Below are 15,798 nucleotides of genomic sequence, written 5' to 3'. Positions count from 1 at the left end.
ATATTGATATAATAAAAATCGGAGTAAAATACAATGACAAAAAAACACGTTGCCCTATTATTTGGTGGAAACTCTTCTGAACATGATGTGTCAAAGCGTTCCGCCCAAAACTACTATCAAGCGATTGAAGCGAGTGGCAAGTACGATATTACCGTATTTGCCATTGCGCAAAATGGCTATTTCCTAGATCCTGAAAGCTCAAAACGCGTGTTGGCCTTAGAAGATGAACAGCCAATTGTTGATGCTTTCATGGCTAAAGTTGATACGAAGGATCCGTTGGCGCGCATTAGTGCTTTGCGTGAAGCAGGAGATTTTGATATTTTCTTCCCAGTCGTGCATGGTAATCTTGGCGAAGATGGCACACTACAAGGCCTCTTTCGACTTTTGAATAAGCCATTTGTTGGTGCGCCACTGCGTGGTCATGCGGTCAGCTTTGATAAGGCTATGACGAAAGAATTGCTAACGGTTAACAATATCCGCAATACCAATTACGTCGTTTTGGATGAAAAAACAGCGCAAGATTGGACTTGGGATAAAGTTGTCGCAACATTTGGTGATGTTGTGTTCGTGAAGGCGGCAAACCAAGGGTCATCAGTCGGCATTTCCCGTGCCACAACAGCTGAAGAATTTGCGGCTGCGTTGGCTGATTCTTTCCAATATGACTACAAAGTCTTGGTGGAACAAGCAGTCAAGGGCCCACGCGAACTTGAAGTTGGTGTGATCGGTAATGATGAACCATTGGTCTCAGAAATTGGCGCCCATGCCGTACCAAATCAGGGTGATGGCGATGGTTGGTATGATTACAACAACAAGTTTGTGGATAACTCTGCCGTTGAATTTGAAATCCCAGCAAAATTGCCAGAAGCCGTCACACAAGAAGTAAAAGACATGGCTTTGAAAGCTTATAAGGTTTTGAACTTACGTGGTGAAGCACGGATGGACTTTTTGCTAGATGAAAATGATGTCCCTTATTTGGGCGAACCTAACACGTTGCCAGGCTTTACAAACATGTCATTGTTTAAGCGCTTGTGGGATTACTCAGATATTGACAATGTGGCACTTGTTGAAAAGATGATTGCCTATGGTTTTGAAGAATTCGAGAAGAATGCCAAGTTAAGTTATCAATTTGTCACATTAGGTGAAGAAAAAATAGGGAAGTTTAATTAATGGTAAAGAACGGAAAAAATGACAGTTTCGACGGGAAGGCAATTCGTGCAGCGCGTAAGAAAATGCACTTGTCTCAAGTCGAACTTGCAGAAGGGATTACAACGCAAGCAACGATTTCGTTAGTTGAAAATCAAAATCGCGTCCCAAAAGCTGATGTTTTGTTAGCAATTCTAGACCGCTTGAATCTTGATATGTCAGAATTTGTGTCGGGCGATTTCTTGACCCAAAAGGCCAAGGAACTGTTAGGCAAAGTTGTTTTGCAAATGAAGCATGAAGCGCTGAGAGAATTTGAAGAATTTGAAAAAGCCTTGAGTCAAAACGCGCCAACTTTGCAAGCTTACTATATTCTCAAAGCTGAAGAAGCCAGTCATAAGGGCGAAGATTTTGCGAAGGTGATTCAATATGCTGATTTGGCGGTTGACAAGAAGACGCCATCATTAGGTGATTTCTATTTGTTCTATGCTTACCGGCAGATGGCAACTAATTATTTCTTGCAAGGTGATATTGAGGCAGCCAAAGAAAAGTTTAGATTAGCCGCTGAACTTGAACCTGACTTACTTACTGCCAATGATTTAGAGTTCCATGTGGTATTACAAGCGCGGCAACGTCATGTTGAATTTTTGATTGATCGTGGTGATTTGGATAGCGCAGCGGAAATTTTGCAAGAAGCGTTGCAAGTATTACGTAAGCGCGTCGATTTGTTCTGGGTCCCAGACTTGAGTGCATTGTTGGCAAAAGTGGAAGAAAAGCGTGGTAATTTGGCTGAAGCCAAGCGTCATTTACACTACGCACACGTAGCCGCCTATTTGTCAAATCGTCAAACAGCTGAAAGACGTTTGGCGGAATTAGATACGGTTGAATTTTAAGCAAAAAAAAAATAAGCCGTTAGGCTTATTTTTTTTGCTGTTTAGCCACGAACAACCAAGACATCAACCTTAGCAGTACGTGTGACGAATTCAGTCACTGAACCAATCACAAAGCGTTCAACAGCATTCAAACCAGTGGCACCAATCACAATAAGATCGGCGTGGACTTCGTTAGGCACTTCCTTAGCAATCAAAGCCTTTGGTGAACCATATTCAATCAAATAATCAACGTTCTTTACACCGGCATCAAGCGCTTGTTGCTTGTACTTTTCAAGGCTCTTACGTGTTTCTTCAGAAACAGCTTCAACCATTGTGTCGTCAAAGCTTGCAACATTTTGGAAAGCGCGTGTGTCAATCACGTTTAGGATTGACAAAACACCTTGATCACCAGCTTCGCTTACCAATTCAATGGCACGAACAAGCGCAGCTTCTGATTCTTTTGAACCATCCATAGGAACCAAAATTTTGTTGTAGTTTGCTGTCATAAGAAATCTCCTTTAGTAGTGTAAGTATATACTAAGTATAACGCTTACATGAAAAAAATAATAGTATTTTAGCCTGATTTGACCATAAAAAAAGCATCCATCGAAATGGATGCACGGGACATGCCCGGAACACTCGTGATACCGTTAACTGCTACGCAGATTTTCCTCGAAATTATCGAGGTGGATAGTTCATCAGGCTGGTCAGATTACCGAATGAAAGGGCAGATCTTTTCAGCCGTGAATTCCCAACCGAAAAATAAAGGTTGTAAGGAAAAAACTGATGGTGTAGCAATGCGCATATCTGAGGAATTCATCAATTATTATACCGCGAAAATGGTCACACAACCAGTCTTGACATTTGAGATGATAATGGGGTTACTGGAGACCCTTTTTTTGTTGTGTTTTCAAAGTTTGATAAATTTCCTGGAATGATTGCTCGATTTTTGAATTGCCTTTTGGTTGGAAATAAGTCACTTGTTGCAGTTGATTGGGTAAATATTGCTGAGGTACCCAGTCATTGTCGTAATCATGGGGGTAAATGTAACCCGTGCCATGTCCCAAGTCGGCGGCGCCTTTGTAGTGGGCGTCTTTAAGGTGTGGCGGAATGTCACGACTTTTGCCCTGACGAATATCAGCTAATGCGGCATCAATTGCACGGTAGGCGGCATTTGACTTTGGCGATAGCGCCAATTCAATAATGGCATTGGCAAAAGGGATTCGTGCTTCTGGCAGCCCCAAGCTTTGGGCGGCTTGAATAGCGGTTATGGCACGTTGTGCAGCACCAGGATTAGCTAAGCCAATATCTTCGTAGGCAATCACCGTCAAGCGTCGAGCAAGAATGTTGATATCACCGGATTCGATGATCCGTGCGGCGTAATGTAAGGCAGCATCAACATCTGAACCACGAATGGATTTTTGAAGGGCTGAAATGACATCATAGTGCGCATCACCATCTTTATCCGCCGAAAGTGCTTTACGTTGGACGGTTTCTTCAATGATTGGTAAGGTGATATGGATTTGTTGGTTGTCATCTGGTTTTGTTGATAAGACAGCCAATTCCAAGCCATTCAAAGCGCTACGCAAATCACCATTTGTGGCACGGGCGAGTTGTTGACGTGCCGTTTCATCGAGCGTGACGTCGTATTGGCCGAGGCCATTAGTTTTGTCGGCCAATGCCCGATCCACCGCAGACAAAATGTCGGCTTCAGTTAAGGATTCTAACTGAAAAATTTGTGTCCGTGATCGGATGGCTGGGGTGACGTTGATATAAGGATTTTCAGTTGTGGCGCCAATTAAAATGATGGCACCCGATTCCAAATAGGGCAATAAAAAGTCCTGTTTGACTTTATTTAAACGATGGATTTCATCTAAGAGCAAAACCACTGCACCAGACATTTTTGCTTCCTCAGCCACAATTTGTAAATCTTTTTGACTATCTGTTGCAGCATTGAGCATGCGAAAAGCATACTTGGAAGAGCCAGCGATTGCCGAAGCGATGGATGTTTTGCCAATGCCTGGTGGGCCATATAAAATCATGGAACTGAGACGTTTCGCCGCGACCATGCGCCAGATGATTTTGCCTTCGCCAACGAGATGTTGTTGGCCAACAATTTCTTCAATTTTTGTTGGACGCATGCGATATGCGAGTGGTTGTTGCATCGTGAACGAACATCCCTTCTAGTTGGTTTAAGTGAAATAAATTTGATCGATATTAACGGCTTCATCAGCAGCTAGTAACACTGCGATTGGGTCATCTTCTGTTGTTGCGTCGTTTGTCGACAGCAAAGTGAACGGGTGATTTGTCGTAACTGCCATACGGACATATGTTGTAAAGAGATCGCCCGCGAGTGGTTGGCTAATTAAGACTTTACCGTCCGTGTGTTGCTTTAATGTGACCTCGAACTGGGCCTGAATTGCTGGTGAATTGAGTTGTGATTTTTTAACAGCAGCAATGACACGTTCTCTAAAAGTGCCTAGATAACGGCGTTGTTCATCAGGGTTAATTTTTGGTTGACCCCCGCCAAGCTGTTCGTTTTGCAAGCGTTCATTGATATCCATGGTTTCTTTCTTCTCCGATACGTTGTAATAAGTCTATTATACGTTAAGATGAAATTTTAATTCAAACGAAAAAAACACCACCCGAAGGTGGTGTTTTTTTAACCAGATTTGGTTTAAGATATTAACCCAAACGGTTGTAGTATTCGACGATCAAAGCTTCGTTGATGTCGGCATCTAATTCTTCGCGTTCTGGCAAACGTACCAAAGTACCTTCCAGCTTGTCAGCGTCGAATGATACGAATTGTGGACGTGCCACAACTGATTCAACAGCAACTTGGATAGGTACAATGTTCTTTGACTTATCGCGAACAGAAATAACTTGACCAGGTGTTACTTGGTATGAAGGGATATCAACACGTTGACCATCAACCAAAATGTGGCCGTGGTTAACTAATTGACGTGCTTGTTGACGTGTTGTTGCCAAACCAAGACGGTAAACAAGTGAATCCAAACGTTGTTCCAACAAGATCATGAAGTTTGTACCGTGAGTACCCTTACGGATCTTACCAGCCTTGTTAAACAAAGAATGGAATTGACGTTCTGTCAAACCATAAGTGAAACGCAACTTTTGCTTTTCGCGCAATTGCATACCATATTCAGAAACCTTAGCGCGGCGTCCGGCACCGTGGTCACCAGGTGCGTACGCACGACGTGACAATTCCTTACCAGTACCTGACAATGAAACACCCAAGCGACGTGAAATGCGCCACTTTGGACCTGTATAACGTGACATATATATGTCCTCCAAAATGTATTTTGTCGTACATTTGAGGGTAAGCACCAGATGCGTGCAGCGCCAAACTTGACGTTTCTCAGTGCCAGTAGCTGTGGCCTTACTAACGATTTGGGGACGCTGTTGACGCGCTTCTTTACTTACTGCTACTCAATATAACAACTTCTCCCAATATACCAGAAAATGCAATAATTAGCAAGTTGTTAAGAAAATTGTAAACGCGTTGAGATTTAGCAAAAAAAGGCGAGAAAATCGGCATAAAAAAAAGTGGCGTGATAAAATTGGAATAATCAATAAAAATGGGATAAAAACACATGAATTTAATTATATTAGCAATTGTTTTGGGTATTGTGGTCATTGCTTACTTAGGTATCTTTGTCATGCAGCGTGCCACTGTCAAAAAAGTCAACGTCCTGAAAGATAGAAAAGCACAACTGATGTCTCTAAAAGTACGTGATGAACTGGTTGAAGGCCGTAAGTTAGCCTTAACAGGGCAGTCATTGAAGGAATATCAAAACTTAGAGAGTCGTTTTAATGATGTTAAAAACAATAAGTTTCTAAAAATTGACCAGCAAGCCAATCTTGTATTGTTTGAAGCGCGCGGGATTAACTTCATTAAAACACGCCACGAGTTGGCGCGCCTTGAAGCGATGGTGGATGACACGGAGCAAACGATTCATGATGTTCGCAATGGGCTTGTTGAACTGAAAAAGATTAATGAAGCGCATCGCGAAGCTATTAATGAGCTGAAGAAGAAGTATGACGAATTGCGTAAGCGACTACTGGCTGAAAACTTTAAGTTTGGGCCAGCTAACGGCGCATTGGATCAGTTCTTGAAGCAACTTGAGGCTGATTACGATGAATTTACCCGTTTAACGGAAGCTGGTGATCACGCGACTGCATCGGATATCTACGAACAATTGGCGATGGAAACAACGCAAATGGAAAAGATGATGACAGAGATTCCACCGTTGTTTGAAAAGTTGGATACAGTTTACGTGGATCAACTTAACGAATTAGCTCACGGTCATGATGAGCTAGTTGCCCAAGGTTATGTGTTCCCAAATGATACCCTCCAACAAGAATTACAAGCCATTGACCAACAACGCCAACAAGTGTTGCAATTGTTAGGTGATTTGAAGCTGAAAGAAGTATCTGAGCAGAACGGTTACATCGAACGTCGCATTGATACACTCTACGACATGATGGAAACAGAAATTACTGCCCGGCAACAGGTCATGAAAAATGCGAAGACTTTGTCATCAGATCTTTTGCGGTTGCGTGAACAAAATAGTACGCTAGCGATTGAATTGGATCGCTTGAGTCAGAGTTTCCAATTTAATCACAAAGAACTTGAAACACGCCGCGTATTACTAGAACAAATTAATGCGGCAGAAGAACAAGTGAACCATAATGATGATTTGTTGGAATCTGCTGAAATGTCATATAGTGAACTGCGGGCGAAGCAAGAAGCCTTACTCAAGCATTTTGCCGAAATCGAAGCGCAACAAATTGACATTTGGGAAAAGATTTCTGGTTTGGAAAAGGCGAAGCGTTCTGCCCGTCAACTCGGTGGGGAGTATCAGCAAGAAATTGAGAACATTAAACACGCTGTTGAACGGATGAGTTTACCTGGGTTACCTGCAACTTATCTCGAATATTTCTTTGCCGTGACGAATGAATTAGGCCGACTTGCCAAGTCACTTAAAGCAGATCAAGTTGACATGGACGAAGTACAACGGCAATTAAACATTGTATCAGCCGATATTGATACCTTAAAAGAGAAGACGGATACAATTGTTGATCAAGCAGCGTTGACAGAACAATTGTTGCAGTATGCTAACCGCTATCGTGCCACAAATGAACGTGTGGCTGCGGCAAGCGAACAAGCACGGATGTTTTACGAACGAGATTACAATTTTGGTAAGGCAATGGACGTTTTGGGACCAGCGCTGGATAGCGTTGAACCAGGAGTTTACGAGAAGTTAGTTGACTCGTATATGCGTCGTAAGACACCGTTACTCTAAATTTTGACCAACTAAAAAGGACTGCAATTTGCAGTCCTTTTTAGTTGGCTTTAAGATAACTTTGAATTTCGTACACCGTAGATAGCGTACCAAACAATACCAGCAATAACCCAAAGGCTAAATAGGAACAAGGTGTTGACCGGTAGTTTTGCGATCAACAATAGGCTAATCACCCCAGCGATAAATGGGAGCACTGGATAACCAGGCACTTTGAAGCCGTCATGTGACAAGTCTTTTCGACGACGTAAGATCAAGATACCAAAGTTAATGAATGTGAAGGCTAACAAGGTACCGGCATTGATCAAACTCGCTAATGTGTTCAGTGGAATTAAACCAGCAAAGATTGATTCAACAACAACAGCAACGATTAACGCGTTAACTGGTAAACGTGAACCAGAAGAAATCTTACCCAATGGCTTTGGAAGCAATCCATCACGACCAAATGAGTAAGTAAGACGTGATGAAGCGTAGACAAGTGCCAAAATGGCTGTAAACATACCAATTAATGCACCAACAATGATGACAACAGAGAATTGTGTTTGGTGAATGGCTTGTAGCGCAAACGCTGCCGGATCATCTACACCTAACTTTTTATAGTTCACAATGCCAGTCAAAACAACGGCGAACAACACATAGAGTAGGGCTGAAATCAAAACCGTCCCGATGATACCACGTGCCATCGTTTTCTGTGGATTCTTAACTTCCGCAGCATGTGCAGCAATGGTATCAAATCCCAAGAAAGCAAAGATGATGCTGGCAGTGGCTGCCCAGATACCGTTTAAGCCAAAGACCCCAGAATGGAATTCTTTTGGATAAAAGGGCACGTAGTTGGTGTGCTTAATAAAGAAAGAACCACCAATGATGAACAATCCGAGGATTGCAACTTTCAAAACCACCGCAGCGTTTTCGACCTTTTTAGATGTGCTTAATCCACGAGACAAAATTGCGGTGACCACCAAGATGATCAAAACGGCAAATAAGTTCACGACGCCACCTTCTAGTGGGCCGGCCATCAGACTTTTTGGCATGTGAATCCCAAAAATTGTGAGGAGGTTGCCGAAATAAGCGGAAAAACCAGTCGCAATGGCTGAAACGGCTAAGAAGTATTCTAAGATAAGTGACCAACCTAATAACCAGCCGATAATTTCACCGTAGATAACGCTACCATAAGAATAAGCAGATCCGGCCACCGGCATCGCTGATGAAAATTCAGCAAAGGCCATACCAGATAGACCAGAGAAGATAGCAGCAATCAAAAAGGCGACGGATACAGCAGGACCAGCGTGTTGCGCAGCTTCATGGCCAGGTAAGATGAAAATACCTGTCCCAATCACTGTCCCAACACCAAGACCAATGAGGTCGCGCGTTGTTAATTCGCGCGTCATATGAGAATCTGCATTAATGTAGTTTTGCACAGATTCACGTCTGAATGCTCTTGTGAAGATAGACATAACATTTCTCCCATACTATTTTAATTTAAACATAACTATTATTTTAACAAGTTGCCGCGCGAATGTCTAACGTTGCTTGTAAAGATACGCTACAATAGTAATAATAACGAATCAGGATACAGGATATATGAAAGAGAATAAAGTATTTGTGATTACTGGGGCAACCGGCGTCGGCAAAACAACCATTGCACGATATTTACAAGATAATTTTCGTATGCCTCGTGTCATTACGCATACAACGCGCCCACCACGCGATCGCGAAGTCGATGGCATATCGTATTATTTTGAAAATGATACGTCGTTTGAAAAAAATCATTATCTTGAGCGGGTTAACTATGCTGGGGCGCAATATGGCTCATCTTATGAAGGGCTGGAACGTGCCTGGGCAAAAAATCCTTATATCACGATTGTTTTGGATACGGCAGGGGCTATCACTTATGCGCGCGAACTGGGTGATCAGGCGGTCATTCTCTTTGTGACGGTGACAAGTCCAGATGTCTTAGTAGAACGGGTGCAAGTACGCGGGGATGATCCAACGGCGATTAAACAACGTGTGGCTTCGCCGGAATTTTTGCGGGACATGGTATTGCCGGATGCCTTAAAGGGTGTGGCTTACGAATTAGATAATGATGACTGGGCGAAAACAAAGACACAACTGGACTTGTTTGTTCATGACATTATGAATGGGCGTAGCGTGCCGAAAAACAAGCCGCTCGGTTAATACGATATTATATGATAAATTAGTAATAATGTGCTTGACTTTCATGAGGTAAAAGATTATGATTATCTCATAAATTAATGAAGGTTTTTAACAAATGACAGTCAAACACATAGAAAATGCAGAACAGTTTTACTTTTGGTATTTTAGGTAGCCTACCGTATACCAAAAGCATTTTGCATTGGTATTCGGAGGAGATGGTTCCGAATGCCTGATGAGTTTTGTTATGACTCGAGTTAGCGCACATTCGGAAACAGCCGAATGTGCGCTTTTTTGTTAAACCGAGTTGTGAATTAGAGGAGAAAATTATGCCACACGCAAAACCAGCCTTGCTATCATCATTTAACCAACGATTGGATCTCGTGAAGCCCAGTGCAATCCGTGCTTTCGATAATGAGGTCAGTGCCATTCCTGATATTTTAAAATTAACGTTGGGTGAGCCAGACTTTGATGTGCCAGAACACATTAAGCAGGCCGCTGTTCGTTCAATTGTTGAAAATGATTCACATTATGCGGCGTCCAACGGTACATTGGCTTTACGTCAGGCAGCTGCCGGCTTCTTGGCGGACCGTTATGGGGTTGATTATGATGCTGAAAGCGAAATTATTGTGACTGTTGGGGCAACGGAAGCGATTTATACGGTTGTGACGTCACTATTAAATCCTGGGGATAAAGTATTGTTGCCAACACCAATCTTTCCATTGTATATTCCGGTGACGTTAGTTGGCGGTGGCGAACCAGTATTTATTGATACCTCAACCAATGGATTTGTCTTAAGTCCGGAGATGTTAAAAGCAGCGATTGCAGAACATGGCGACAGTATTAAGGCGATTGTGTTGAACTTCCCATCTAATCCAACCGGTGTCACTTATGACGAAGCAGCAGTTCGCGCTTTGGCTGAGGTGTTGCGTGACACGAACATCGTTGTGATTTCTGATGAAATTTATTCCGAGTTAACTTATGAAACAACGCACGTTTCGATGGCACAATTCTTACCAGAACAAACCATTTTACTCAATGGCGTCTCTAAGTCACATGCGATGACGGGTTACCGAATTGGCTTGTTGGCCGGTCCGGCAGAATTGGTGGCTAAATTGGGTTTGATTCACCAATTTACGATTACAACACCAACGAACTCAGCAATGGCAGCGGCGGCCGAAGCGTTGGGGACACCAGCTGGAAAGGCAGATACCTTGGCAATGAAGGCCGAATACCAAGTGCGCCGTGACTATGTTTACCAAACGATGACTGATTTAGGATTTGATATACCAAAACCAGCAGGTGCTTTCTATATTTTTGCCAAGATTCCAGCTGATTTACCGCAAGATGATGTGGCGTTTGCCCGTGACTTAGCGCAGAAAAACAAGCTTGCGGTTATTCCTGGTTCAGCTTTTGGACCAGGTGGCGAAGGTTACGTGCGATTGAGTTATGCAGCATCAATGGCAACATTGGAAGAAGCAATGGCACGCTTAACAGCATATATTGAGGCGAATCGCCATGCCTAAAATTTTAATGACTAGCGTACGTGAAGATGAAGAGGCGGCTATTGCTGCCTATGCGCAACAACACCAAGTTGAGATTGATATTTCACGTGATGAATTGCACCCAGATAACCTACCGGATTTGCGGCAATATGATGGCTTGATTGTGCAACAAACTGCTAAAATCGGTGGGGATGCGGCATTCTACCGCACACTAGCACAACAGGGCTTGCAACAAATTACGACGCGAACAGCTGGCTATGACATGATCGAAGTGGCGCTAGCAAAAGCAGCTGGTTTAAAAGTCACCAATGTGCCGGCCTATTCGCCACGATCAGTAGCTGAAATGGCTTTGATGCAAATTTTCCGGTTATTGCGCCGAACGTGGGCTTTTGATCAACGTGTTGCACAACATGATTTTCGGTGGGGCGGCTTACAAGCACGAGAAATTCATACAGTGACGGTAGGTATTATTGGAGCTGGCCGGATTGGGAGTACCTTGGCACAATTATTACATGTCCTTGGTGCACGTGTGTTGGCTTATGATATTAATCCCCAACCAGCCTACGAGTCATTTCTAACTTATGTCGATAAAGAGACGTTATTGGCTGAGAGTGATATTGTGAGTTTGCATGTTGATTTAAATCCATCATCAGTTGGCTTGCTGAATGCAGCGGACTTTGAACGTATGCCAGCACATGCAGGTTTAGTTAATGCATCGCGTGGGCCAGTTGTGAACACGGATGCATTAATTACGGCACTGATGAGTGGTGAGATCGAAGCTGCCGCACTCGACACAGTTGAAGGTGAATCGGCGGTATTTAATCATGACTTACGGCAACAGGGTGTAGCGGATCAACGTATTCAACAGTTACTGGATTTGCCAAATGTCATCATGACACCCCATGTGGCGTTTTATACGAACCTTGCCGTACAAAATATGATTGATATTGCATTAGATGATGTTTTATTAATTGTTCAAGGACAACCAGCATTACATGAAATTTAAAAAGCGCTTTTGCGCGTACATATATAGGTAACTATTGCAATGCGTGATAACGGGAGAAAAGAAATGAAGTCAAGTGTCGGTCGTGGCCAACAAATCAAAAAATTTATCGTTGATGTGCTAAATGGGACAAGTTTAGGGATTGTCATTACCCTGATTCCAAGTGCGCTAGTGAGTCAACTTTTGTTACTCTTTCCTAATAGTGTGATTGCAGCAAATATTAATTTTATGACGACGTTGATTCAAAGTACGCTACCGCTTGTTGCTGGTTTTGCGGTGGGACATCTATTGAAACTATCCACGATTGACGCTGGTGCGATTGCTTTAGCAACGTTTGTATCCTCAGGTGTTGTGACGAAAACAGCTACGGGAATGGTGATTAGTGGGACTGGAGTTATTTTAAATATTGTTTTGATTACGTTGGTTGCGGCAATTTTAGTTAAGTTGACAACAACTGTGTTTGGTCATTTGAAGATGTTGTTACAACCGTTGATTGTTGTGTTGTTGGCGGGCGGATTGGGCTTGGTCACCTTAGCACCGTTAAGACAGGTGCAGGTGCTGATGGGAACAGCGGTTGCAGCAGCTACCCACTTAACGCCGTTGTTGATGGGGGCGTTGCTTGGTATGGCCTTTGCTTTCCTTGTCGTGTCGCCGCTATCATCTGTTGGTATTGCAATGGCGATTAATTTATCCGGTGTTGGATCTGGTGCGGCTAATGCGGGGATTGTTGTCGCGAGTTTTACTTTAGCGGCAATGGGTGCTAGTGTGAATCCTATTGGTGGTACGTTGGCACATTTCATTGGTTCACCAAAAATTCAGATGGCCAATATGCTCTTGAAGCCAAAACTATTTATCCCAACAACGATTGGCGCAGGTATTATGGGTATCTTGGCAACGGTATTTGATGTAAAGGGGACGCCATTTTCTGCTGGTTTTGGTTTTTCAGGCTTAATTGGACCGATGACGGCTTATGGGTTGTCTAATCAGTCGGCAAAAGCGGTAGTGGATATTGTATTGGTTTTTATCGTGTTACCTTGTGTATTGGCTATGACATTAAAGTGGTTATTTATCAAAAAATGGCATTTGATTAAACCGGAAGATCTCAAATTGACGTTGCAATAAAATGACTGATGGGAACAAACCTAACATACCGAAAAGTTTCAGGTGAAATATCTAGCAAAAAACGAACGAAGAAAGTGATAAAAAGGGTGATAAAGGTATAAAGCGAACGTGTAAAAAAGAAGTAAAAAAGGGGTTGACGAGAGGGGATAAAGGCGGTATATTAGTATATGTTCTAACGGCGGCGGACAAGCAAGCGGTTACAGTGAGAAATTTCTGAAATAAAATTTCGAAAGAAGTAGTTGACAAGCGAGACGCAACGTAGTAGAATAATAAAGTTGTCTTAGCGGTGCGAAAGCGCAGCGGGGATGATTACAAAAAAACATTTTGAAAAAAGGTGTTGACAAGTAATCAACCACGTGATAAGATAGTATAGTTGTCTCAGCGACAACAAGTAGCACATTGAAAACTGAACAAAACTTTGAACAAACGAATCTGTTACTAGTTATTAGCAGTAATAACTAAAACAAATTTGCGAAGTCAATTCGTAACAAACAATAAACGGATAGTCGTTATAGAGATATAGCAATTAGTCAGTTTAATCGAAGAGTACATCTTCAAACGATGAATTTAATTCATTTAAATTGAGAGTTTGATCCTGGCTCAGGATGAACGCTGGCGGCGTGCCTAATACATGCAAGTCGAACGCGCAGCGAAAGGTGCTTGCACCTTTCAAGCGAGTGGCGAACGGGTGAGTAACACGTGGATAACCTGCCTCAAGGCTGGGGATAACATTTGGAAACAGATGCTAATACCGAATAAAACTTAGTATCGCATGATACAAAGTTGAAAGGCGCTACGGCGTCACCTAGAGATGGGTCCGCGGTGCATTAGTTAGTTGGTGGGGTAAAGGCCTACCAAGACAATGATGCATAGCCGAGTTGAGAGACTGATCGGCCACATTGGGACTGAGACACGGCCCAAACTCCTACGGGAGGCTGCAGTAGGGAATCTTCCACAATGGGCGAAAGCCTGATGGAGCAACGCCGCGTGTGTGATGAAGGCTTTAGGGTCGTAAAGCACTGTTGTATGGGAAGAAATGCTAGAATAGGGAATGATTCTAGTTCGACGGTACCATACCAGAAAGGGACGGCTAAATACGTGCCAGCAGCCGCGGTAATACGTATGTCCCGAGCGTTATCCGGATTTATTGGGCGTAAAGCGAGCGCAGACGGTTGATTAAGTCTGATGTGAAAGCCCGGAGCTCAACTCCGGAATGGCATTGGAAACTGGTTAACTTGAGTGTTGTAGAGGTAAGTGGAACTCCATGTGTAGCGGTGGAATGCGTAGATATATGGAAGAACACCAGTGGCGAAGGCGGCTTACTGGACAACAACTGACGTTGAGGCTCGAAAGTGTGGGTAGCAAACAGGATTAGATACCCTGGTAGTCCACACCGTAAACGATGAATACTAGGTGTTAGGAGGTTTCCGCCTCTTAGTGCCGAAGCTAACGCATTAAGTATTCCGCCTGGGGAGTACGACCGCAAGGTTGAAACTCAAAGGAATTGACGGGGACCCGCACAAGCGGTGGAGCATGTGGTTTAATTCGAAGCAACGCGAAGAACCTTACCAGGTCTTGACATCCTTTGAAGCTTCTAGAGATAGAAGTGTTCTCTTCGGAGACAAAGTGACAGGTGGTGCATGGTCGTCGTCAGCTCGTGTCGTGAGATGTTGGGTTAAGTCCCGCAACGAGCGCAACCCTTATTGTTAGTTGCCAGCATTCAGTTGGGCACTCTAGCGAGACTGCCGGTGACAAACCGGAGGAAGGCGGGGACGACGTCAGATCATCATGCCCCTTATGACCTGGGCTACACACGTGCTACAATGGCGTATACAACGAGTTGCCAACCCGCGAGGGTGAGCTAATCTCTTAAAGTACGTCTCAGTTCGGACTGCAGTCTGCAACTCGACTGCACGAAGTCGGAATCGCTAGTAATCGCGGATCAGCACGCCGCGGTGAATACGTTCCCGGGTCTTGTACACACCGCCCGTCACACCATGGGAGTTTGTAATGCCCAAAGCCGGTGGCCTAACCTTATGGAGGGAGCCGTCTAAGGCAGGACAGATGACTAGGGTGAAGTCGTAACAAGGTAGCCGTAGGAGAACCTGCGGCTGGATCACCTCCTTTCTAAGGATAATCGGAAAGTGACAGTACATTAGATTGTAAATTTGGGAGTTCAAAGTTTTGTTTAGTTTTGAGTGTGGTACTGTAATAGGTATCATGGTCAAAAATGATCCTATGGGGAATTAGCTCAGCTGGGAGAGCACCTGCTTTGCAAGCAGGGGGTCAGCGGTTCGATCCCGCTATTCTCCATAGACAACTGAAAGGTTGTCGGGGTTGTACATTGAAAACTGAATAGTAACAAATTCTTTTAAATAATTGAAAAATTAATTAAATTGAACCGAGAAACAACACAAAAAAGTTCTTTAATAAAGAACGGTTTAATCGCAGGTCTGAAAAAAGACCAACTCATAAACTTAAACCACAACTACGGTTGTATAGGTTAAGTTAATAAGGGCGCGTGGTGGATGCCTTGGCACTAGGAGCCGATGAAGGACGTGACTAACTACGATAAGCTTTGGTGAGCGGTAAGTACGCTATGACCCAGAGATTTCCGAATGGGGAAACCCAACTCGAAGAGAGTTGTCATTATCTGAATACATAGGATAATGACGGAACACGCT

At 43.5% G+C, this 15,798-nt stretch carries 12 protein-coding genes, 1 tRNA gene and 2 rRNA genes (1 of these 15 running past the window's edge); 10 read left to right on the top strand and 5 right to left on the bottom strand.

Annotated features, from left to right (window positions below; translation table 11 throughout):
• Nucleotides 1-33: 33 nt before the first annotated feature.
• Together A9176_RS01625 and A9176_RS01620 are read left to right on the top strand one after the other, a co-directional pair.
• Nucleotides 34-1,167: a D-alanine--D-alanine ligase family protein gene (locus A9176_RS01625; protein ID WP_048700401.1), complete on the top strand. Its 1,134-nt coding sequence runs from the start codon at nucleotides 34-36 to the stop codon at nucleotides 1,165-1,167.
• Nucleotides 1,167-2,033, top strand: coding sequence for a helix-turn-helix domain-containing protein (locus tag A9176_RS01620; RefSeq protein WP_077281961.1), 867 nt, complete (start codon nucleotides 1,167-1,169; stop codon nucleotides 2,031-2,033). The genes A9176_RS01625 and A9176_RS01620 overlap by 1 nt, the downstream gene beginning before the upstream one ends.
• Before the next feature lie 41 nt (nucleotides 2,034-2,074).
• On the opposite strand, the gene A9176_RS01615 is transcribed toward A9176_RS01620, so the two are convergent.
• The 4 genes from A9176_RS01615 to rpsD form a co-directional block, all read right to left on the bottom strand.
• Nucleotides 2,075-2,518 carry a universal stress protein gene (locus A9176_RS01615; RefSeq protein WP_010004088.1) on the bottom strand — a complete coding sequence of 148 codons (444 nt, stop codon included), beginning with the start codon at nucleotides 2,516-2,518 and terminating at the stop codon, nucleotides 2,075-2,077.
• Nucleotides 2,519-2,893: 375 nt separating this feature from the next.
• Nucleotides 2,894-4,177, bottom strand: coding sequence for a replication-associated recombination protein A (locus A9176_RS01610; RefSeq protein WP_077281960.1), 1,284 nt, complete (start codon nucleotides 4,175-4,177; stop codon nucleotides 2,894-2,896).
• A gap of 27 nt (nucleotides 4,178-4,204) precedes the next feature.
• Nucleotides 4,205-4,576: a YueI family protein gene (locus A9176_RS01605; protein ID WP_048700409.1), complete on the bottom strand. Its 372-nt coding sequence runs from the start codon at nucleotides 4,574-4,576 to the stop codon at nucleotides 4,205-4,207.
• 121 nt (nucleotides 4,577-4,697) lie between these two features.
• Nucleotides 4,698-5,309, bottom strand: coding sequence for a 30S ribosomal protein S4 (rpsD, locus tag A9176_RS01600; protein WP_010004144.1), 612 nt, complete (start codon nucleotides 5,307-5,309; stop codon nucleotides 4,698-4,700).
• Nucleotides 5,310-5,623: 314 nt separating this feature from the next.
• Here rpsD and ezrA point away from each other — a divergent pair, with 314 nt between their 5' ends.
• Nucleotides 5,624-7,336, top strand: coding sequence for a septation ring formation regulator EzrA (gene ezrA, locus A9176_RS01595; protein ID WP_029510361.1), 1,713 nt, complete (start codon nucleotides 5,624-5,626; stop codon nucleotides 7,334-7,336).
• A 50-nt stretch (nucleotides 7,337-7,386) separates the two neighbouring features.
• Here the strand turns inward: ezrA and A9176_RS01590 are convergent, their stop codons facing one another.
• A complete protein-coding gene (locus A9176_RS01590; RefSeq protein ID WP_029510362.1) occupies nucleotides 7,387-8,787 on the bottom strand; it encodes an APC family permease in 1,401 nt (466 codons plus the stop codon).
• Nucleotides 8,788-8,914: 127 nt separating this feature from the next.
• On the opposite strand from A9176_RS01590, the gene A9176_RS01585 reads away from it, so the two are divergent.
• The 7 genes from A9176_RS01585 to A9176_RS01555 all read left to right on the top strand — a co-directional run.
• Nucleotides 8,915-9,508, top strand: coding sequence for an AAA family ATPase (locus A9176_RS01585; protein WP_048700413.1), 594 nt, complete (start codon nucleotides 8,915-8,917; stop codon nucleotides 9,506-9,508).
• A gap of 305 nt (nucleotides 9,509-9,813) precedes the next feature.
• Nucleotides 9,814-11,010, top strand: coding sequence for an aminotransferase class I/II-fold pyridoxal phosphate-dependent enzyme (locus A9176_RS01580; protein WP_077281959.1), 1,197 nt, complete (start codon nucleotides 9,814-9,816; stop codon nucleotides 11,008-11,010).
• The gene (locus tag A9176_RS01575; RefSeq protein ID WP_077281958.1) at nucleotides 11,003-11,995 is read left to right on the top strand and encodes a D-2-hydroxyacid dehydrogenase; all 993 of its coding nucleotides are present in this window, start codon (nucleotides 11,003-11,005) and stop codon (nucleotides 11,993-11,995) included. Before A9176_RS01580 ends, A9176_RS01575 begins: the two co-directional genes overlap by 8 nt.
• A 63-nt stretch (nucleotides 11,996-12,058) precedes the next feature.
• Nucleotides 12,059-13,114 carry a PTS transporter subunit IIC gene (locus tag A9176_RS01570; protein ID WP_077281957.1) on the top strand — a complete coding sequence of 352 codons (1,056 nt, stop codon included), beginning with the start codon at nucleotides 12,059-12,061 and terminating at the stop codon, nucleotides 13,112-13,114.
• A 577-nt stretch (nucleotides 13,115-13,691) separates the two neighbouring features.
• Nucleotides 13,692-15,241 (top strand): 16S ribosomal RNA (locus A9176_RS01565).
• Between the two features lie 113 nt (nucleotides 15,242-15,354).
• A tRNA-Ala gene (locus A9176_RS01560) sits at nucleotides 15,355-15,427 on the top strand.
• Nucleotides 15,428-15,615: 188 nt separating this feature from the next.
• Nucleotides 15,616-15,798 (top strand): 23S ribosomal RNA (locus A9176_RS01555); it runs 2,728 nt beyond the window's last position.
• Together the 16S and 23S rRNA genes with 1 tRNA gene alongside form the textbook arrangement of a ribosomal RNA operon.

Source organism: Leuconostoc garlicum (assembly GCF_001998805.1).
Taxonomy (GTDB): Bacteria; Bacillota; Bacilli; order Lactobacillales; family Lactobacillaceae; genus Leuconostoc; species Leuconostoc lactis.
This window is presented reverse-complemented; position numbering and strand designations above follow the sequence as displayed.